Below are 21,086 nucleotides of genomic sequence, written 5' to 3' on the forward strand. Positions count from 1 at the left end.
AAAAACTCCTTTTTCTAAGGAGTTTTTTTTTGTGATTAAGTGTAAATGAAACTTTTAAGATTTAAAGCAGATCATGAATTTAGAATCAAATTTATATTTTAAAAAAAATTAGCTTTATGCTTCTACTACTCGTTTTGATTTTAGGTAGTTATAGATAGCTAAATAGACTATGAATTTAATTTACTTGATGTACAGTGTATTAAAATTAAAATCTATATGCATTAATGATTAATAATTTTTTATTTATAAAGTTTGAATTATAGTATCGCTTTTTTAGATAACATTAGATTTAGGAGAAAAAATGATATAAGTTTTCGCATTAGAAAAATGCGAAAAGACTAATAAAATCACATAAAACTATTTATCGTAAATTATATAAACATGATAGCTGAAGAGCGTTATTTATGTATTTGCTAGAATTATTTATGATAAGTATATTATAAAGATTTAGCGTTAAAGAAATCTTGAGTCTATTTTGAAAATCATATTGCAGCTCGGATTGTTTTAGAAAGACAAAAAGTCTATTTTTTAATAATTTATTTTTGAAAGCCTTTCATGAAAATGAAAGTTTTTTTTGTTGAAATAAACAATCGATTGTTTTGAGTGGGCTTTTTAAAGCTTTAAAAGCTAGTTTATCAGTTAGTTACGTTGTGGTGTACGATTTTACTGGGATTTGTTGTTTTTTTTGAGTCTTTAAAACCAAATGATTTTAGTTTTTTTAAATGAGAATATAGAAATTTTAATTTTTATGTTTTGTTTAAGAATTTTGCAATAACGTGTTATTTTTATTAAAGTTATCTACAACGTTGTAGTTGTTTTTGAAGTATTTTTATTTTTTTAAGGGTAATTATGAGGTAAATATTTTTTTAGGGAGTATTTTTTTTATACTTCTCAATAAAAAATTACACAACCGATTGTGTTTGACAGATATTTTTATATATTTGTGATAAATACATTTATTAACTAATACTGCATTTTAACTTTTAAAGTGTAAAAAACTAACCAACAAAAACCAATTTTAATAATTAAATCAATTTTTATGAATAATTTTTTTATTACAAGTAAATCGGAGCATATTAAAAGCTTTGGTTTTTTGATCCTATTGTTTTTGGTCTCAATGCAAATTAAGGCGCAAACAACAGTTACAGGAACAGTTTCGGACGCGCATGGTCCAATTCCTGGTGTGAATGTTAATCTAAAAGGAGCAAAAAACGGAGTAAGTACAGGTTTCGATGGGAACTATGTTATAAGTGCTCCATCAAATGGTGTTCTTGTCTTTAGCTTTATAGGTTTTAAGAACCAAGAAATTACTATTAATGGACAGACTAAGATCAATGTGCTTTTGGAGGAAGATTCAAATAATTTAAAAGAAGTCGTTGTAATCGGATATGGTACTCAAATTAAGGAAGCTGTTACAGGATCGGTTGCTTCATTAGGAGGAAAAGAATTAAATGAAGTGCCGGCGGCCAATATTACTCAAGCTTTGCAAGGAAGGCTTCCAGGGGTTGAGATGACACAAACTTCTTCTAAACCTGGTGCCGCTATGCAGATAAGGATTAGAGGGACAAGATCTCTTACAGGAAGTAATGATCCTTTGGTGGTATTGGACGGAGTTCCTTTTGCGGGTTCTATAGGAGATATTAATCCTACAGATATTAAGTCTGTGGATATCTTGAAAGATGCTTCGGCTACAGCTATTTATGGTTCTCGTGGTGCCAATGGTGTAATCTTAGTGACTACTTTAAAAGGAAGAAAAAATCAGAAAGCTACATTTACATACAATGGTTTTAGCGGAATTAAACAGGTTTTCTCAAAATATCCTATGATGGATGCTTCTAAATTTGCTGCTCTACGTGATTATACAGGTTTATATGTGGATGGTGTTGACGAGAAAAGAAATGTAAATACAGATTGGCAGGATTCATTATACGGTTCTGGCGAGATGATCAGCCATGATGTTAGCGTTTCTGGTGGAAGCGAAACGGGAGCCTACAATGCAGGTTTAGGATATTACAAAGAAGAGTCGGTTCTTCCTGGTCAGAGCTATGAGCGTTTTAGTCTTAGAGCAGGACTGGACCAACAGATTAATCGATCTATTCGTATAGGATTTAATACCAATAGCAATTACAGTATTACGAATGGTGATAATATCGGAACAGGGACTATTCTGCAGACTTCACCACTTGCTAATCCGTACAATGCAGATGGCTCTTTGAAAAGAACAGTTAGCATGGCAGCAGATGATCAGTGGGTTTATACTAGACAATCTATTAAAAATTTAGGAGATGCTTATGTTAATTTAAATAGAGCTTTCAGTTCTTACAATAACATTTTTGCAGAAATTAAAATTCCTGGTGTTGAAGGTCTTAAATACAGACTTAACACAGGATTAAATTTGCGTACATCAAATATTGGATATTATGAAGGTCAGGGAGTTTTTGATGTAAACCCGACAACACTTTCTAATGCTGCGATAACAAATGGCTGGTCTACACAATGGCTGTTGGAAAATTTACTGACTTATGATAAAACTTTTGCAGAGAAACATACGGTAAATTTTGTAGGTCTATATTCAAACGAGCAATATACAGGACAAAGTTCGAGAGTGACTCGAAACGGAATTACTTCTGATGCTTTCCAATTTTATAATTTAGGACAAAGTGAAGAAGAAGCTGTGATTAACCCTGCAGATCAGGATTATACACAATGGGGATTGACATCTTATATGGCTAGGTTAATGTATTCTTATGATAACCGTTATTTTATCTCTGGAACAGTTCGTTCTGACGGTTCATCAAGATTATCTCCAGGTAACAAATGGGTAACTTATCCCGCAGTATCTGCTGGATGGACACTTTCAAATGAGTCATTCCTTAAAGATGTGAAATATATTAATTTATTGAAATTGAGAGCTGGATATGGAGAAACTTCAAATCAGGCAGTATCTCCTTATGCAACTCTAGGAGCTTTAAGTACAAGACCATACAATTTTGGAAGCAATAATTCAACAGGAGTATATGTTACTGAGCTTCCAAATCCTAATTTAGGATGGGAGTTTTCAACTACATGGAACTATGGTTTAGATTTCGGCTTTTTTAATAACCGATTATCTGGTACAGTCGAATATTATAAAACAAATACCAAAAATCTATTGCAACGTGTGGGACTTCCATCAACATCTGGCGTAAGCAGTTATGTAGCTAACGTGGGAGAAACAGAGAACAAAGGTTATGAAATCTCATTGAACGGAGTTATTCTTGATAATCCTAAAGGTGTGACATGGTCTGTAGGAGTTAATTTCTATAAAAATGAAAACAAGCTTGTTGCTTTAGCATCAGGTGCTAGTCGTGATGAAGCAAACAACTGGTTTGTTGGATATAATATTAATTCAATCTTTGATTATGAAAAAGTTGGAATCTGGCAGGAAGGCGATCCATATATGTCAATTTATGAGCCAGGGCCAACTGGAATTAATCAGCAAGGAACAGTTGTAGGATCGATTAAAGTTAAATACACAGGAGATTATAATGCCGATGGCTCGCCAACTCGTGCTATTAATGCAAGTGATCGTCAGATTATAGAAACAGACCCAGATTTTCAGGGAGGTTTCAATACCAATGTAACTTACAAAGGATTTGATTTTAATGCAGTTGGTGCATTTAAAAGCGGAGGTGTATTAATAAGTACATTATATGGAGGAGCAAGCTACATGAATCTTTTAAATGGACGTAGAAGCAACGTTGATGTTGACTACTGGACCCCAGATAACAGAGACGGAGAGTTTCCTAACCCGAGAGGAATCAGAAGCGGTGATAATCCTAAATATATGTCGACAATGGGATACTTTGATGCTTCTTATGTGAAAATTAGAGCAATGACTCTTGGATATACTCTTGATCAAGACTTTACAAGAAATTTAGGCATTGATAAATTAAGACTTTATCTCACAGTGCAGAATCCGTTTGTTTTATTTTCTCCATATCATGATAAATCTGGAATGGATCCTGAAACGAATTCATTTGGTGACGAAAATCAGGCTGTTGCCTCTTATCAGAGAAGATTTTCTGTTATTGGAACAAACACTCCTGCAACCAGAAATTATTTATTTGGACTTAATTTAACATTTTAATCAGAACAGATATGAAACGATATATTTTTAAAAAATTAATTATAGGATCTACGGTTTTACTTTCATTGGCAAGCTGTTCCGATATATTAGAGGAAAAGCCTCATGATTTTTATGAACCAGGTTATTTTAAAACCGAACAAGGTGTTAAACAGGGACTAACTTCTCACTATGCACATTTGCGTTGGATTTACGGACAGGCCTATTTTTATAATGCTTGCCAAACAGGAACAGATGAAGCAACCTATGCGCAGAGTGCAGACGGGAATTTTAAAGATCATGATTTGTCGGGTGTGGGAGTTGTAACCCCAAGTTCAAGCCGTTCGGATGTTTTGTGGAATAACTCTTATTATGATATCAATACAGCGAGCGGTATTATCGAAAATGGTGCAGCCGTAGGAGTTGCCAGCAGTTTAATTGCAGAATCTAAATTTTTTAGAGGATTTGACTATTTTCTTTTAGTGCAAACTTTTGGAGGTGTGCCATTAGATTTAGGAGCTGGTGAATTAAAGTTTAACAGCAATCCTTCGAGATATTCAAAGCGTAATACAGTTCCTGAAGTATACACAAAAGCGATTTTTCCAGATTTGGTTACAGCGGTTAATGATCTTCCAAATGCGCCTAGGTTGACTGGTACGGTAACTAAAACTGTAGCACGATTGTTTTTGGCAAAGGCATATCTTACTTATGCTTGGTGGTTAGAAAACCCAAATAATATTCCAACTTATCCAGATGTTCCAAGAACAGATCCAGATGGACATAATGCACAATGGTATTTTCAAAAAGCTTATGATTTGGCTGTAGAAGGGATTAATAATCCAGGGGCTTATGGACTGCTTGATTCTTATTATGATGTTAACGCAGGAGCAAATGACAGAAATAAAGAAGTAATGCTTTATGCAGATCATACACAGGAAAGTGAATATTATAATGGAGGCAGCCTTACGTACGGAAACGGTGGTGCTCCAGATAACTTTTCAGGGTGGATGGTGACTTGGAACTATACTGCTATAAGAAGTAAAAACGGAACCGCAGCAGTTTCTTCAGTTCAGAGAGAAGCAAATCAATTTTTAGGACGTCCATGGACAAGAATGGCTCCGCCTATTGAAGTTTTCACAAATACTTTTGCAGATAAAACAAATGATTCAAGATATGACGGAACATTTGCGGCAGTTTTCAGAGGAAATTGGAATCTTCAAGGAACTGGTCTTACTGGCGTAGCAACGTTGACCAATGCTAACGGTTTGACAATTAAACCAGGTGATGCCGTTTTAAGCTTCCTTAATGATGAACCATTAACAGCAATCACTTATCCTTCTGGGCAAGGTGACAGCGGAGTAGGTGCGGGAGTATTGCCAGGAAGAGCAGATTATGTGATTTCTCCAAAAGGCATCAGTAGAATTGTATACCCAGGTTTCTGGAAACTTGGACCTTACAGAACAGATAACGCAGGAGGATTAGGACAGCCTAATGCCGGAAGCACAAGACCATTCCCGGTAGCAAAATTCTCTGAATTATATCTTGTTGCCGCAGAAGCAGCTGTCAAAGGAGCTACAGGATCTTTGAGTGCCAGATCTCTTGTAAATGTACTAAGAGCTAGAGCAGGAAAATGGAAATGGGATAATAATGGTAATATGGCTAAAATTCAAGATAATAGTGCCGCTATGACAAATGCAACTCCAGCTGTAATTGATATTAATTACATTCTTGCAGAGCGCTCACGTGAGTTTTTTGGCGAAGGATACCGTTGGTATGACTTAGTAAGAACACAAAAATGGAATGAAATTGCTGGAAAATATTCTATTGGAGGATCAAACTACGGACAACATACACCAGAAGTAGTAACCAGAACAATAGACGCACATCATTACCTAAGACCAATTCCGCAAGGACAAATCGATGGAATGGAAATGTCTGCTGATGAAAAAGCAGCTTACCAAAATCCGGGATATTAAGTTTTATTTTTCTAAAAACTAATTCTAAGCAAATAAGGTCAATTTTATAAATTATCTTATTACGGTTTATTAATGTAGTTTTAAATAAGCCGGGAGTAACCCTCTCGGCTTTTTAATGTTTTTCGAATGTATTTTACAAATCATATAAAATGAGCAAAAAAAAAGATTCTTATACCCAATATATTGTATGCTAATTTATGAGAGCAATTTTTTGCGATAGCAGTAGCCATAAATAAGTACTTATTTGCCAGCTTTTTGAATAAAAAAGATGTTTTAAATTTTAGTAATTATGATAGAAAGATATTTAAAATATATATTGCTTTTACAGCTTTTCACTTTAATAATGGGATGTAAGACCAATCAGCAACAAGCAAATTCTTCTGAAAAAGTGACAGCTGAAAATTGGGTCGGATCATGGGCTTGTGCGCAAATGCTTGTAGAACCAAACAACATGCCTCCAGCTCCAGGTTTGGCCGAAAATACACTTCGTCAAATTATAAAAGTTTCGATTGGAGGTGAGCATATTCGATTCCGTTTTTCAAATGTATTTAGTGATCAGACTACAGTTTTAAAAAAGGTCAGTATAGCCAATGTGCTTGATGCTCCCGCAATTGATAGAAACACACAGAAATATCTCAGTTTTAATGGAAATCAAGAAGTAACACTAAATCCTGGACAGGAAGTATTTTCAGATAAACTAAATTTTCTATTAAAGCCTGGCCAGCTGCTAGCCATAACCATTTATTACGGAGCTGCGTCACAAAAAACAACGGGACATCCAGGATCGAGAACGACATCTTATATTTTGCAAGGAGATAATCTCAACAATGGCAGTTTCTCTGGAGCTGTGAAAACCGATCATTGGTATACTATCATGGGACTTGATGTTGTGGCATCAAAAAATGCATCAAATATTGTTTGTCTAGGAAACTCTATTACAGATGGGCGCGGATCAGGAACAAACAAACAAAATCGCTGGACAGATATTCTAGCCGCTAGATTAGCTGCAAATAAAGCAACTCAAAGTATTGGAGTTTTAAATTTAGGAATAGGAGGAAATTGTGTTGTAAAAGGTGGATTAGGCCCAACAGCATTAGATCGTTTTGACCGTGATGTGCTTTCGCAGAAAGGTACAAAATGGCTAGTAATTTTAGAAGGAATAAATGATATAGGAGGAATTAAACGTGCAGAAGACGCTCCAATAAAAGCGCAGGAAATTATAGATGCTTATAAAATTATGATAGACAAAGCACACGCCAAAGGCATAAAAGTGTATGGCTGTACAATTCTACCTTTTCAAAAATCATTTTACGACGCACCTTTCAAGCAAGAAGCAAGAGATATTGTAAATGCATGGATTCGAAATAACCATTTTGATGCAGTAATAGATTTTGACAGGGAAATGGCTTCGGAAACTGATTCTAAAACCATTTTAGCAAATATGCATGATGGCGATTTTTTGCATCCTAATGAATTGGGATATCAGAGAATGGGCGAAGTAGTAGACTTGAATTTATTTAAATGAAAATCAATTTAGTATTTAAAAAAAAATAAGAAGATGTCATGAAATCAATAATTAGATTTTTCGCAGTTACAGTTCTTTTTTTTATTGGACAGAATGGATATTCTCAAGATCCAAATTTTCATGTTTATTTAAGTTTTGGACAGTCCAATATGGAAGGTGCTGCTCCGATAGAAGCTGAAGACAAAATAAATATTGATCCTCGCTTTCAAGTTCTGGAAGCAGTAAACTGTCCTGATTTGAATCGAGAGATGGGAAAATGGTATACCGCAATACCGCCATTATGCCGATGCAAAACTGGATTGACACTAACAGACAATTTTGGAAGAACTATGGTTGACCATCTTCCTAAAAACATAAAAGTAGGAGTAGTAAATGTGGCTGTTGGAGGATGTAAAATAGAACTTTTTGATAAAGATAACTTTGAGAATTACATGAAAACAGCACCAGACTGGATGCTAGGTATAATCAAAGAATATAATGGAAGTCCGTATGCAAGACTTGTTGAAATGGCAAAAATTGCACAAAAGACAGGCGTTATAAAAGGCATTTTACTGCATCAAGGAGAATCTAATACAGGTGATACACTTTGGCCTAAAAAGGTAAAAATAGTATATGACAATCTGATGAAAGATTTAAATCTGGATCCTAAAAAAGTGCCATTGCTTTCTGGAGAAACCGTTCATGAAGAACAAAAAGGAAAATGCGCAAGCATGAATAAAATCATTGCTACACTACCTCAGACAATTCCAACATCGTATGTGATTTCATCAAAAGGTTGTGCTGTGGCTTCAGATTTTTTGCATTTTAGTGCCGTTGGATACAGGGATTTAGGCAAACGTTATGCCGAAAAAATGCTTTCGTTATTAGGGTATAAATTAGATAGTCCAAATTAGATAGTCCAAATGAACTTTTTATAGTTCAGGCAGCAGTTGGTTTTAACCAGTTAGATCCAGCAGTTCCAGCAGGAAAAGTAGAAACGGTAAGTTATGATTCAAAAACAGTTGGAACAATCAGAAAAGCAATTATTATTTAAACCTGTTGACGAATCAAATTTTGCAAAATACACTGTTTTAGAAACAACAGATATAGTAAGTATTCTGACGGGCACACACGGCTAGTATAAATATATGATCTGTTTTTGCACTCGCAGAAGAATAAAAGTAGAATTAAAAGATTTTGATTTAAAATAAGCTAAATCTGGAATGAATTGATAAAAAAATGCATGATGAAAAACTATTTGAAATTTATAAGCACTGTAATTATTATTTTAGTAAGTACTATAGCAAAAGCTTCTCAGCCTTTTATAACAGAAGATAGAAGCCAGAACGTTATGGTGCTGAAAGAAAAGTCTTTGTCACTGTCTTTTTTTGTTAATTCAGATTTAAATGCAGGTATTTTGCGAGCTGTAAATAATCTTCAGTCAGATTTTGAAAAGGTTACAGGCCAGCGCCCAATTATTTTAAATCAAAATCCAAAAGCATCATCACCGCTCATTATTATTGGAATGATCGGATCCAATTCGGTTATTGATGATTTAGTTAAACAAAAAAAAATCGAAGGAAAAGAACTCAAAGGCAAAAATGAAAAGTTTATCATACAGCAGGTTAGAAATCCTTTTAAAGGTGTAGATGAAGCGCTTGTAATTGCAGGAAGCGATAAACGAGGCACGATTTACGGAATTTATGAGTTATCCAAACAAATTGGCGTTTCTCCGTGGTATTATTGGGCAGATGTACCTGTAAAACAAAAAGAAAATATTTATTTCATCAAAGGAATATACACAGATGGAGAGCCAGCTGTAAAATACCGAGGAATTTTCCTTAATGATGAAGCGCCTGCATTAAGTGGCTGGGCAAAAGCTACTTTTGGTGGTTTTAATAGCAAATTTTATGAAAAAGTTTTTGAATTAGTACTTAGGTTAAAAGGCAATTATATGTGGCCTGCAATGTGGGGAAATGCATTTTATGACGATGATGTGGCCAGCGGACCTTTAGCAAACGAAATGGGAATTGTTATGGGAACTTCTCATCATGAACCAATGGTTTTGGCACAGACAGATTGGCGTCGATATATTAAAAAGAATAATTTGCCTAATATTTGGGATTACTCTAAAAATAAGAAGGTTTTAGACGAATTCTGGAAAACGGGAATTGAGCGAAGCAAAAATTGGGAAAAACTGGTAACCATTGGGATGCGTGGTGATGGAGACGAAGCAATGAGTGAAGGCACCAATATAAGTTTGTTAGAAAATATTGTAAAAGAACAGCGCAAAATTATTGAGAAAGAAACGGGGCAAAACGCCAATAAAACGCCTCAGGTTTGGGCTTTGTACAAAGAGGTTCAGGATTATTACGATCAGGGAATGCGTGTTCCTGATGATGTAATTCTTTTGTTCTGTGATGATAATTGGGGAAATGTCCGCAAACTTCCTGATCTTTCAAAACCGTTACATAAAGGCGGCTACGGAATGTATTATCATTTTGATTATGTGGGCGGCCCAAGAAACTCAAAATGGATTAATATAAGTCCGATACAAAGAGTTTGGGAACAAATGAATCTCAGCTATGAAAATGGAGTTGATAAAGTTTGGATTGTAAATGTTGGTGATTTAAAACCAATGGAATTCCCAATTAGTTTCTTTTTAGACATGGCATCGAATCCCAAAGATTTCAACTCTCAGAATTTATTCCAATACACAGAAAATTGGGCAGTGGAACAGTTTGGAAATAAATATTCTAAAGAAATCGCCAGATTATTAAATACCTACCCGAAATTTAATCGTCGTGTTACTCCAGAAATGCTGGACAGCAAGACTTATTCTTTAGAAAACTATAATGAATTTGAAAAAGTTGTTAATGAGTATAAAAACTTAGCACTCGATGCATATAGAGTGTATAATGAACTTCCCAATGAATATAAAGATGCTTATTTTCAGTTGGTTTTATATCCAATAGACGCCTGTTGCAATCTTTATGAAATGTATTTTGCACAGGCAAAAAACAGAAAATTAGCAGCAGAAAAAAACAGTCTTGCCAATTATTATGCTGATGAGGTTAAAGTAAAATTTGAACGTGATTCTATTCTTCAAAACAAGTATAATAATGAAATTGCAGCTGGTAAATGGCCTCATGTGATGGATCAAATGCGCATAGGTTATAAAGCTTGGCATGATGGTCCTAAAAATATTCTTCCTGAGGTAAAATATCTTTCTGATAGCGAAATTATTGTTCCGAAAATTTTTCTAGAAAAAGATGGCTATGTGTCTATAAATGCAGCCCACTTTTCTAAAATGAATAATTCAAAAAAAATACATTGGGAAGTCATTCCAGATTTCGGAAAAACATTGAGTGGCATTACAACATTTCCGCAAAATATTTACTCAATGGCAGAAGATAATGTCTTTGTGGAATACGAAATTAATTTTGTTTCAACAGGAGAATTTACTGTAGAACTTTTGCTGGCTCCAACATTGAATTTTAACAGCAATAAAGGTCTTCGATATGAAATATCTTTTAATGGAGAAAAACCGCAGCTTGTAAATTTTAATGGTCATTATAAAGGAGAACTAGGGAAATGGCAAGCAGAACACATAATTCATTCTGCAACCAAGCATAATATTCTAAATTCAGGAAAGCATACACTTCGTTTCAGAGTTTTAGATCCTGGAATTGTACTCCAAAAAATATTGATCGATACTGGCGGTTTGAAGCCTTCTTATTTAGGAGCTCCGGAAAGTGATAGAGTAGTTGAATAAGTTTTGCATATCTTTTTTATTAGATAAAAAGAATATTAAAATGGCAAGAAAATCTTGATATAATAACTTCCGCCGATATCAAGTTAAAGGCTGCCTTCCTCTTTAGTGCACCATGCTAGCGAAGTAAATAATTGTATTATATTAACCTTAAATTAGTGTATGTTATCCAATTTTAGATGAAATAGTATTATGGTGAAATAATCTTCTATTTTTAGTGAAATTTCAACACAATACATGGAACCAATACAACTTATTTCAGATCATTTCATTGAAGAAAAATGTAATTTTAAAGAACTTATAGAACGACTTCGGGCTGGATTTTCGACTTCAGATATCAATGTGCCCATGCGCCATCATCATGATTATTCTAATCCTGAAGAAGGCAAAGATTCAACATTATTATTGATGCCAGCGTTTCAAGCAGGTAAAGATTTAGGTGTAAAAATTGTTACAGTAAGCCCTAATAATGGTAAATATGATTTGCCTTCGATTCAGGGAACGTATATTTATCTTGATGGACACAAAGGGAATATAAAGGCAATTCTTGATGCAAAATCACTAACAGGGAAGCGCACTGCGGCAACATCTGCATTGGCAAGTAGTTATCTTTCACGAAAAGATGCCTCGTCTATGCTGATGATTGGAACTGGAGCATTAGCCATTAATTTAATTCAGGCGCATGCAAGTGTTAGACCTATAAAAGAAGTTTATGTTTGGGGAAGAACCATAGAAAAAGCTCAACTGGTTTGCGATGCACTTAAAAACGCTTCATTTACCTGTAAACCAGTTTCTACTATAGAAGAAATTATTTCTGAAGTTGATATTATCTCGGCAGCAACTTTATCGCCTGTTCCGCTTGTTTTAGGAAAATGGCTGAAAGCAGGACAGCATTTAGATCTTGTTGGAGCATATAAAAAAGATATGCGTGAAGCTGATGATGAAGCAGTTTTAAAATCAAACCTATTTCTTGATACTTATCAAGGCGGATTAAAGGAAAGTGGCGATATTTTGATTCCGCTCACAAATGGAATTATCACCAAAGAAACAATCAAAGCAGATTTATTTGAACTGTGCAGCAATGCAAAACAAGGCAGAACATCAGAGGAAGAAATCACCTATTTTAAATCTGTTGGACATGCGTTAGAAGATCTTGTTGCAGCTGGATATTTTTATGAAGAGTATAATTTAAACACACAAAAAAATGCCTAATACCTACCAAAATATTTGTAATAATACTGAATATAAAGCAGACGCCTCTGTACTGCAGATCAAAACAATCGATATGCATACAGGTGGTGAGCCCTTACGTGTAATTGTTTCTGGTTTTCCAGAGCTTAAAGGAAATAGTGTTTTAGAATACCGACGAGATATAAAAGAAAACTACGATTATTTAAGAACTGCATTGATGTTTGAACCTCGCGGTCATGCTGATATGTATGGTTGTATTTTGCTTCCGCCAAACGATGAGGATGCAGATTTTGGTATTCTTTTCATGCATAACGAAGGTTACAGCAGTATGTGCGGTCATGCTATTATTGCAATAAGCACATTAGCGGCAAAAATGAACTGGATAAAAGTGAAAGAAGGAGAAAATGAATTGAAAATTGATGCTCCTTGTGGTCGAATTTTTTCATATGTCAATATATTAAACGGCGAAGTAACAGGAGTGAGGTTTCATTGCGTGCCAAGTTTTGTAGTAAGCTTAGATCGTCTTGTAAATGTCCCAGAAATTGGAGATGTTGTGTATGATCTGGCTTATGGTGGCGCTTTCTATGCTTATGTTGATTTGAGAAAAAATACCCATTTGAATTTTGGATTAACCGAAGAAAACTACAGAGCGATTATTCAAACCGGAGTAGATATAAAACATGCTGTAATGAATTATAATAAAGATATTCAGCATCCATTTGAGGAGGATTTGAGCTTTTTATACGGAACTATTTTTATAGATGAACCAATGAATATCACTAATCACAGCCGAAATGTTTGTGTTTTTGCTGACGGAGAAGTAGATCGTTCTCCAACAGGTTCAGGCGTTTCTGGAAGAATAGCGATTGAAAAAGCTAGAAATGCAATAGATATGAATGAATTTATCACGATAGAAAGTATAACGGGAAGCACATTTATCGGATCGCTTGTGAGAGAAGAAAAATTTGGTCCCTTTAAAGCTGTAATTCCACAAGTTGAAGGAACGGCTTTTGTAACAGGAGCAAATACATTTTTAATAGATCCAAAAGATCCTATGAGGAATGGGTTTATACTTCGATAATTAATTCTGTAAAACAAACAAACTGTAAGTCATTTAGATTAACAGTTTTTTTATTTCTCAGTTTAGAGCATAAAAAAGTCCTAATCAAAGATTAGGACTTCCGTGGGGAGAGCAGGATTCGAACCTGCGAAGTTTTCACAGCAGATTTACAGTCTGCCCTCGTTGGCCGCTTGAGTATCTCCCCGACTCTCTAGCGTTGTGCTTAGTTGTTCTAAGCGGTGGCAAAGATAGGAACTCTTTCTACATTTCCAAATAAAAAAATGACTTAATTTTAAGTTGTTTTAAAGTTATTTTTTAATTCATTGGAATTGAATAGAATAAAATTCGCTGAAATATTCTTTTTTTTAGTTTATTTTTTAAAGTAGGATTAGGATTACGTGATATAAAAATCTTTTCTTAAGGCTTAATCTTTCATAAACTCTTCAGCCATTGTGTTTGTTGATGCTTTGAGCGAAATATTGAAGAAAAAAGAAACTATGCGATAAGCCGAACTTTTATTTCTTTTTTGATGAATTTCTATTTTTAAGTTTGTGATATGCCGTAAAACAAAAAAATCTCCACTAAGGAGATTTTTTATAAAATTATATCAAGGTATATTATTTAGCTAGCAATTCTTTGATTTTTGCTTTCAGTTCATCACCTCTTAAATCTTGTGCAACTACTTTTCCTGATGCGTCAAGGATAAAAGTTGCTGGAATAGATTCAACGTTGTATTGTCTTGCAATTGGCTCGTCCCAAAATTTCAGATTAGAAACTTGCGTCCAAGTTAAGCCATCTTTTGCAATAGCTTCTTTCCATTTCGTCGCATCTTTGTCTAAAGATACTCCTACAATGTTTAATCCTTTTGAGTGAAATTCTTTGTAAAGAGCCACTATATGAGGATTTTCTTGTCTGCATGGTCCGCACCAAGAAGCCCAGAAATCTACAATAGTAACTTTACCTAAGCTTTCTTTAAGCGAAACTACTTTTCCCTCTGGATTAGGAGCCGAAAAATCTGCTCTTCATTTAGCGCTGCCTACCGCTGGAGCTGTAGCACCAACAGATGGCATTTTTGCTTGACCAAATCTAGTTTTGATTTCTTTACCTGGAGCAGTGTTTTTTAAAGACTCATCCAAACCGTTGTAAAGACCTTCTAATTTTTTCATATCAGCTGTTGGGTCATTCAATAAACTTTGAATAATTAAAGCTGTAATGAAAGATTTTGGGTGATTTTCAGCGTAAGCTAAATATTTCTTTTTGCTTCCTTCTTGAACTTCTTTTTGAATTTCCATGTATTGTTTCATCAAGCCATTGATAGTTGCTGTATCTTGAGCTTGTTGAGCTTGTTTCATTTTATCGTTGTTCTTTTTCTGGAAATCAATTAAGCTTTTTTGAGTTTTGTTCATATCTTCCATGAAAGTCACATACTCATCATTGTTGTAAGTTCCAGAGATTTTAGATTTATGGATACTATCTTTATCAATAGCAACTTTAATTTCTCCAGTTTCTAAGATGAATGGGATAGGTCCATTAGCACCTTGTAATATTAATGTGTGGAAAGCTGGTTCAGTAACTTTTCCTTTTATTTCAAATTTTCCGTTTTCAACTTTTACTGTATCAAGAGAAACTGGCATTCTTGTAGCAGGATCCTGACCTTGTAAGATAATCGTTTTTCCATTTTCAATCCCTGTAGCAGTACCAGTAATAAGGTATTCTCCATCTTTAACTTTACTGCAAGAAATTATAGCTGCAGAAGCTGTAAGTACAAAAAGTATTTTTTTCATTATAAAAAATTAATTAGTTAATTGATTTGTGCAACAAAAGTATCTAAAATTATAAAACATATAGAATTTTGTAACCTAAAATTTTGTTATAGTTTTTTTTGTTCTAATCGTCCTAAAATCAAGGGGTTTGTTGCTTTTATTTGATTTAAAACTCTTATTTGATTTTTGTTTCTAATGTGAAGATAGGATTTTTATAATAATAATGTATAAAAAAAGCACTCTATAAAAAGAGTGCTTTCTGTAATATTGTAATCTAAAAACTATTCTTGGTTTGTTTTCTTTCTCCAAGTAAAAGCATTTAAGATATGTCTTTTTGCAAATCTCGCTGGAGAATCAGCATTTACCATTTTTACGTAAGTTGCTTTAGGAACGCTGATGTATTCGTAAACACTTCCGTTAGAAAAGTCAATAATTAAACGACCTTCAACAAATTTAAAATCTGTAATAGAACAAGTTGTAATTGTTTCTGTGTACTCAGGTAAATTAAGTTTGATAGTATCAGGGTGAATACTTACTAAAAAGTGGTAAGCTTCGATAATCGTTTTACTTTTTTCTTCTGCTTCTTTTAAACCAGCTTCATTTCCCACAAATTTATCAGGATGAGATTCTTTCATCGCATTACGATAAATTGTCTTTAAATCTTTTAACTCTGCAGTTTTTTCTACGTTTAGTAACTTGCGGTATTCAACTATTTTTTTCATAAATAAAAGGTAACTACTTGTCTATTAGTTTGAAATCGTTTTGTTTTAGTTCAAATCGACAAATTTTTTGCAAAGGTACACTTTTTTTTAACTTTTCAGTTTTGATGTAAAAAATATTCAGGAAAGTTAGTTTATTAAAACGTTAACTGAGAGTTTTAACGCAAAGTACACAAAGGTTTACGCAAAGAGCACAAAGATTTTTTTGAGATTCATTAAAATGAAAAGTTCGCAAAGCTATGTCAGCACAAAGCTTTGCGAACTTAAATATTCTCAATGTATAACTTCAAGTAAAAATAAACTTAGCGTCCTTTGAGGTAAAACTTAACCGTTTCAACAAAAACTTGAAACTTGAAACTTGAAACAAAATAAACCTATTCCGGCTTATGATTCGCTTTATCGAAGTTTCTTGATTTTTTAGGATATTTATCGTAACTCATGTCGCTTGGGTTTTCAATAACAGATTTTATAGTAATCCAATCTCCAACCTCAAATTTGGCTTGAACCATTTTGTAGTCTAAAAGATATTCGCCACAGAAATAATTATTATTTTCATCTTTTTCGATAATGCCGGTAAAAACTCCTTTTTGTGGCATTTTTTGTTCTGAATCTATAGACATGATTTTTTGTTTTGAATTAAAGTACAAAGGTAAGCAATTTAGGTTTGTTTTAGGGAGTTCGCCGTAATCTGAGTATATTTGCACATGCAGAAAAATTTTAAACCACATCCTAATTCTTTTAAAAACACGTTTTGCGCTTTTAATGAAGTACTTCCAGAAGCCATTAAAGGATTAAAAAAGCAATTTGAAAGCAAAGCAGGAAGTAGTTATTATTATACAGAAGAAGGAATGTATCGTGTTTCTAATCATTGGGGAAGACTGGCCAATAGTAAATGGCGATTGATTGCTCGTGATCCTGAGACAGAATCGAAGACTAAAATTGGTTTTGCAAAATGGACAGAATTTTATCCAGACAATGCAACTGATAAACTGTATTATATAGAAGCCGATTTCGAAAAAAACATAGCCAATTATCAACATAAAAATAATCCTGAGTATAACGGAAAAGCGGTTTTAAGAACAAGTGCTGAAACCACAAAAAGATTAAAACAGATTAGAAATTTACAGCAGCTGACTAATTGGGCAAAACATTTTGATTATGAAGACATTGATGATTTGCGAAAACAGATCATTAATGAATTGATTTTTACTGAAAAAACGTTAGAACAAATTAAAAGAGAAGTGTAATGGGACGTAATAACGAAAAGAACATCAAGAAACATAACGATAAATTGCACAAAGCTCAGGCAAAAGCTAAACAAGCCGAAATTGCAAGAAAAGAAAAACTCAAAGAAATAGTAAAGAAGTACAACGAAAGTAAAAACGAAGAATAAATAGTTACAAGTTTCAGGTTTCATGTTACAAGTTAGCACAGCAAACCTGAAACTTGAAACCTGAAACAAAAAAATAATGAATAGCAAATTCGAAACACTAAAAGCAAACGTACAGGAAATCATTGATTTGATTGCTGCGAAAAACGATAGAGAAGCAAACAATAAATTATTGGAAGTAAGCGAAACGCTAGACGAAATGATTGATTTTGCTGAAGAAGACGAAGAAGTGAGAGAAATCACTCGTTACCAGGTTTTACTAAATCAGCTTCATGTAAAAATTAATGGAGAAGAACCAGTCGATGGAGAATAAAAAATGTTTCTGCGATACAGGATTGCTTTTTGAAAATTGCTGTGAATTGTATTTAAATGGTAATCAAAAAGCACCTTCAGCATTGGCTTTAATGCGATCTAGGTATTCGGCTTATGCAACTCACAATGCTAATTATCTTATGGAAACAACTCATGTTTCTGAAAGAAAATACTATTCAAAACCTGAAATTTTGAGATGGGCAGTCTCCAATAAATGGCAGAAATTGGAAATTTTGAGTTTCTCAGAAGACACAGTAGAATTCAAAGCTTATTTTTTAGATTCAGATGATAAACTACAAGTGCATTATGAATTTTCTACTTTTAAATTCGAAAATGGTGCTTGGTATTATTTGGACGGAAAGTTTGAATAATTATTATATCTAACACTGTTAGTTGAGATTTTTGGTTAAATATTTTAACTAAAAATTAATAAACGATTCGTTTTTCATAATTCCAAAAAGATGTAATTTTAGATTTATGAAAAACGAATTTAAAAAAGGCTTTTATTTTAAGACTTACGAAGCTCCTTTTCAGTCTCCGTTTGACAAACTTTTTACGATTTTTAAAGAGTTAATCACCCATACTTCGGGTGATTTTGATGAAGCAATAAACTGGCTTCGGGAACTGGACAAAGAATATAAACTTACCGACGAAAATTATACTATTGACGATTTTATTGAAGACCTTAAGAAAAAAGGGTATATAAAAGATGAAGTAAAAGGCGATGGAAGTTCTGGTTTTGGGATTACGGCAAAAACTGAAAGAGCTATTAGACAGCAAGCTTTAGATCAGATTTTTGGAAATTTGAAAAAGTCTGGAAACGGAAATCATAAAACAAAATACGCAGGGAGCGGTGATGAACACACAGGAGAATTCCGCGAATATAACTTTGGCGACAGCTTAGAAAGAATTTCTTTGACTGAAAGTCTTCGAAACGCTCAGGTTAATAATGGTGTCGAAAGTTTTATGCTAACTGAAAACGATTTGATTGTAGAAGATGCTCAGTATAAAGCTCAAATGAGTACCGTTCTAATGATCGACATCAGTCATAGCATGATTTTGTATGGCGAAGACCGAATTACTCCAGCTAAAAAAGTAGCAATGGCTTTGGCAGAATTAATCACAACAAGATACCCAAAAGATACGTTAGATATATTAGTTTTTGGAAATGATGCTTGGACAATTCCGATCAAGGATTTACCATATTTGCAAGTTGGACCGTATCATACCAATACGGTTGCAGGTTTACAATTGGCGATGGATATTTTGCGTAGAAAGCGAAATACCAACAAACAAATTTTCATGATTACCGACGGAAAACCAAGTTGCGTTCGCGAACGTGATGGTTCTTATTATATGAATAGTAATGGTTTGGATGAATACATTGTAGATAAATGCTATACTCAAGCGCAGCAGGCAAGAAAGCTCCATATTCCAATTACGACTTTTATGATTGCCAGAGATCCATATTTACAGCGTTTTGTGAATCAGTTTACTGAGGCGAATCAAGGAAAAGCATTTTATACCGGAATTAAAGGTTTGGGTGAAATGATTTTTGAGGATTATGAAGCGAATAGGAAGAAGAGGATTAAATAAATAGGTGCAAAGGTTCTGAGGAACAAAGGAGCAAAGGTTTTATCAACACAACGCATATCGTAGAGACGCACTGCAGTGCGTCTAACACAAAGGAATGAAACAATGCTCATTTCTTTAAAACAAAACAATAACAAAATATATGTTTCAATACAATGGAAATAAATACTATAAAGACATTAGGTCAATTAAAAGCCGCTGGATATAAAAGTACAAGCATTAAAGATGAATTGCGAAATAATCTTCGCGAAAAAATCAAATCGGGAAAACCTGTTTTTGAAGGTGTCCACGGATTTGAAAATACTGTTATTCCTGAATTAGAAAGAGCAATTTTATCTCGTCATAATATCAATTTGTTGGGACTTCGCGGACAGGCGAAAACGCGTTTGGCGCGTAAAATGGTCGAATTATTGGATGAATATATTCCTTTTGTAGAAGGTTCAGAGATTAATGACGATCCTTTAAATCCGATTTCTCGTTTTGCTAAGGATTTGATAGCAGAAAAAGGAAATGAAACGCCAATTTCGTGGTTGCACAGGAGCGAACGTTTCTTCGAAAAATTGGCAACTCCAGATGTAACAGTTGCCGATTTAATTGGTGATGTTGACCCAATTAAAGCCGCAAATTTAAAATTGTCTTATGCAGACGACAGAGTAATTCACTTTGGAATGATTCCGAGAGCGAATCGCTGTATTTTTGTAATCAACGAATTACCCGATTTACAAGCTAGAATTCAAGTAGCATTATTCAATATTTTGCAAGAAGGAGACATTCAGATTAGAGGTTTTAAATTGAGAATGCCTCTAGATATGCAGTTTGTTTTTACAGCAAATCCTGAAGATTATACCAACAGAGGAAGCATTGTAACGCCTTTAAAAGATAGAATTGGTTCTCAGATCCTGACACATTATCCAGAAAGCATTGAAATTGCCAGAACGATTACAGAACAAGAATCTAAATTAGATCAAAATCAGACAGATGTTGTTTATGTTCCGAGTTTGGCTAGAGATATTTTAGAGCAAATTAGTTTTGAAGCTCGTGAAAGCGAATACATCGATAATAAAAGCGGTGTGAGCGCGAGAATGAGTATTACGGCGTTTGAAAATTTAATTAGTACAGCTGAGCGTCGCGCTTTGATTTCTGGTGTCGATAAAACAACTTTACGCTTATCTGATTTTATCGGAATTATTCCAGCCATTACAGGAAAAGTAGAATTGGTTTACGAAGGAGAGCAGGAGGGAGCTAATGTTGTTGCTGAAAGTTTAATTGGTTCCGCGATTAGAACTTTATTCCCTGAATATTTCCCTAAAATCGAAAAATTGGAAAAACCAGACGAAAAAACGCCATATTCTGATATTGTGGAATGGTTTTTCGCGGAAAGCGGTTTCGAATTATTAGACGATGCTTCAGACAAAGAATACAAAAGCATTTTAGATGAAGTGGCACCATTAGACGATTTATTAAAAAAATATCAGCCTCAACTGACAAAAGAAGATGTGTATTTTATGAAAGAATTCATTCTTTGGGGATTGGTTGAATATAAAAAACTGAGTAAAGACCGTTTTGCAAAAGGAAATCAGTTTAGAGATATTTACGGAAGTTATATTAGCAAGTTCTAAAAACAATATATTAAAAAATGATCTGGTCTAATCGGTTTTTCAAAACCGGTTGGACCTTTTTGTTTTGAATAGTTTACTTTTA

The 21,086-nt window shown here is 34.0% G+C and carries 16 protein-coding genes, 1 tRNA gene and 1 pseudogene; 13 read left to right on the forward strand and 5 right to left on the reverse strand.

Annotated elements, in window-relative coordinates:
* Positions 1 to 1,039: 1,039 nt before the first annotated feature.
* The 7 genes from DMA14_RS15475 (at position 1,040) to DMA14_RS15505 (ending at position 13,629) form a co-directional block, all read left to right on the forward strand.
* A complete protein-coding gene (locus tag DMA14_RS15475) occupies positions 1,040 to 4,129 on the forward strand; it encodes a SusC/RagA family TonB-linked outer membrane protein (RefSeq protein ID WP_111425505.1) in 3,090 nt (1,029 codons plus the stop codon).
* Between the two features lie 11 nt (positions 4,130 to 4,140).
* Positions 4,141 to 6,081 carry a RagB/SusD family nutrient uptake outer membrane protein gene (locus DMA14_RS15480; protein WP_111425506.1) on the forward strand — a complete coding sequence of 647 codons (1,941 nt, stop codon included), beginning with the start codon at positions 4,141 to 4,143 and terminating at the stop codon, positions 6,079 to 6,081.
* 289 nt (positions 6,082 to 6,370) lie between these two features.
* Entirely contained in the window at positions 6,371 to 7,606 is a 1,236-nt protein-coding gene (locus DMA14_RS15485; RefSeq protein ID WP_111425507.1) for an SGNH/GDSL hydrolase family protein, read from the forward strand.
* Between the two features lie 38 nt (positions 7,607 to 7,644).
* Entirely contained in the window at positions 7,645 to 8,499 is an 855-nt protein-coding gene (locus DMA14_RS15490) for a sialate O-acetylesterase (protein WP_111425508.1), read from the forward strand.
* Between the two features lie 329 nt (positions 8,500 to 8,828).
* The gene (locus DMA14_RS15495) at positions 8,829 to 11,360 is read left to right on the forward strand and encodes a glycosyl hydrolase 115 family protein (RefSeq protein ID WP_317047261.1); all 2,532 of its coding nucleotides are present in this window, start codon (positions 8,829 to 8,831) and stop codon (positions 11,358 to 11,360) included.
* Positions 11,361 to 11,594: 234 nt separating this feature from the next.
* Positions 11,595 to 12,569 (forward strand): ornithine cyclodeaminase family protein, encoded by a 975-nt coding sequence (locus DMA14_RS15500; protein ID WP_111425510.1) that lies wholly within the window; start codon positions 11,595 to 11,597, stop codon positions 12,567 to 12,569.
* Positions 12,562 to 13,629 (forward strand): proline racemase family protein, encoded by a 1,068-nt coding sequence (locus tag DMA14_RS15505; RefSeq protein WP_111425511.1) that lies wholly within the window; start codon positions 12,562 to 12,564, stop codon positions 13,627 to 13,629. Before DMA14_RS15500 ends, DMA14_RS15505 begins: the two co-directional genes overlap by 8 nt.
* A gap of 103 nt (positions 13,630 to 13,732) precedes the next feature.
* Here DMA14_RS15505 and DMA14_RS15510 read toward each other — a convergent pair.
* The 5 genes and pseudogenes from DMA14_RS15510 to DMA14_RS15530 form a co-directional block, all read right to left on the reverse strand.
* Positions 13,733 to 13,813: transfer RNA gene (locus DMA14_RS15510), tRNA-Tyr, on the reverse strand.
* Positions 13,814 to 14,225: 412 nt separating this feature from the next.
* Positions 14,226 to 14,612 (reverse strand): annotated as a pseudogene (locus DMA14_RS15515) (TlpA family protein disulfide reductase); the annotation flags it as partial.
* A gap of 18 nt (positions 14,613 to 14,630) precedes the next feature.
* On the reverse strand, positions 14,631 to 15,392 hold the full coding sequence (locus DMA14_RS15520; RefSeq protein WP_111425513.1) for a DUF4369 domain-containing protein: 762 nt from the start codon (positions 15,390 to 15,392) through the stop codon (positions 14,631 to 14,633).
* Between the two features lie 260 nt (positions 15,393 to 15,652).
* A complete protein-coding gene (locus DMA14_RS15525; RefSeq protein ID WP_026730047.1) occupies positions 15,653 to 16,093 on the reverse strand; it encodes a KTSC domain-containing protein in 441 nt (146 codons plus the stop codon).
* Positions 16,094 to 16,464: 371 nt separating this feature from the next.
* A complete protein-coding gene (locus tag DMA14_RS15530; RefSeq protein WP_111425829.1) occupies positions 16,465 to 16,710 on the reverse strand; it encodes a hypothetical protein in 246 nt (81 codons plus the stop codon).
* Between the two features lie 84 nt (positions 16,711 to 16,794).
* On the opposite strand from DMA14_RS15530, the gene DMA14_RS15535 reads away from it, so the two are divergent.
* From DMA14_RS15535 to DMA14_RS15555, 6 genes are all read left to right on the forward strand, one after another.
* Positions 16,795 to 17,337, forward strand: coding sequence for a hypothetical protein (locus DMA14_RS15535; protein WP_111425514.1), 543 nt, complete (start codon positions 16,795 to 16,797; stop codon positions 17,335 to 17,337).
* Positions 17,337 to 17,483: a hypothetical protein gene (locus DMA14_RS22930; protein WP_203418311.1), complete on the forward strand. Its 147-nt coding sequence runs from the start codon at positions 17,337 to 17,339 to the stop codon at positions 17,481 to 17,483. The genes DMA14_RS15535 and DMA14_RS22930 overlap by 1 nt, the downstream gene beginning before the upstream one ends.
* Before the next feature lie 76 nt (positions 17,484 to 17,559).
* The gene (locus DMA14_RS15540) at positions 17,560 to 17,793 is read left to right on the forward strand and encodes a hypothetical protein (RefSeq protein ID WP_111289368.1); all 234 of its coding nucleotides are present in this window, start codon (positions 17,560 to 17,562) and stop codon (positions 17,791 to 17,793) included.
* A complete protein-coding gene (locus DMA14_RS15545; protein ID WP_238989980.1) occupies positions 17,765 to 18,163 on the forward strand; it encodes a YchJ family protein in 399 nt (132 codons plus the stop codon). The genes DMA14_RS15540 and DMA14_RS15545 overlap by 29 nt, the downstream gene beginning before the upstream one ends.
* 106 nt (positions 18,164 to 18,269) lie before the next feature.
* A complete protein-coding gene (locus DMA14_RS15550) occupies positions 18,270 to 19,388 on the forward strand; it encodes a vWA domain-containing protein (protein ID WP_111366997.1) in 1,119 nt (372 codons plus the stop codon).
* Between the two features lie 152 nt (positions 19,389 to 19,540).
* Positions 19,541 to 21,004, forward strand: coding sequence for a MoxR family ATPase (locus tag DMA14_RS15555; protein WP_111425516.1), 1,464 nt, complete (start codon positions 19,541 to 19,543; stop codon positions 21,002 to 21,004).
* The last annotated feature ends 82 nt before the right edge of the window (positions 21,005 to 21,086 follow it).

Origin of the sequence: Flavobacterium sharifuzzamanii (genome assembly GCF_003254585.1) — a bacterium.
Taxonomy (GTDB): Bacteria; Bacteroidota; Bacteroidia; order Flavobacteriales; family Flavobacteriaceae; genus Flavobacterium; species Flavobacterium sharifuzzamanii.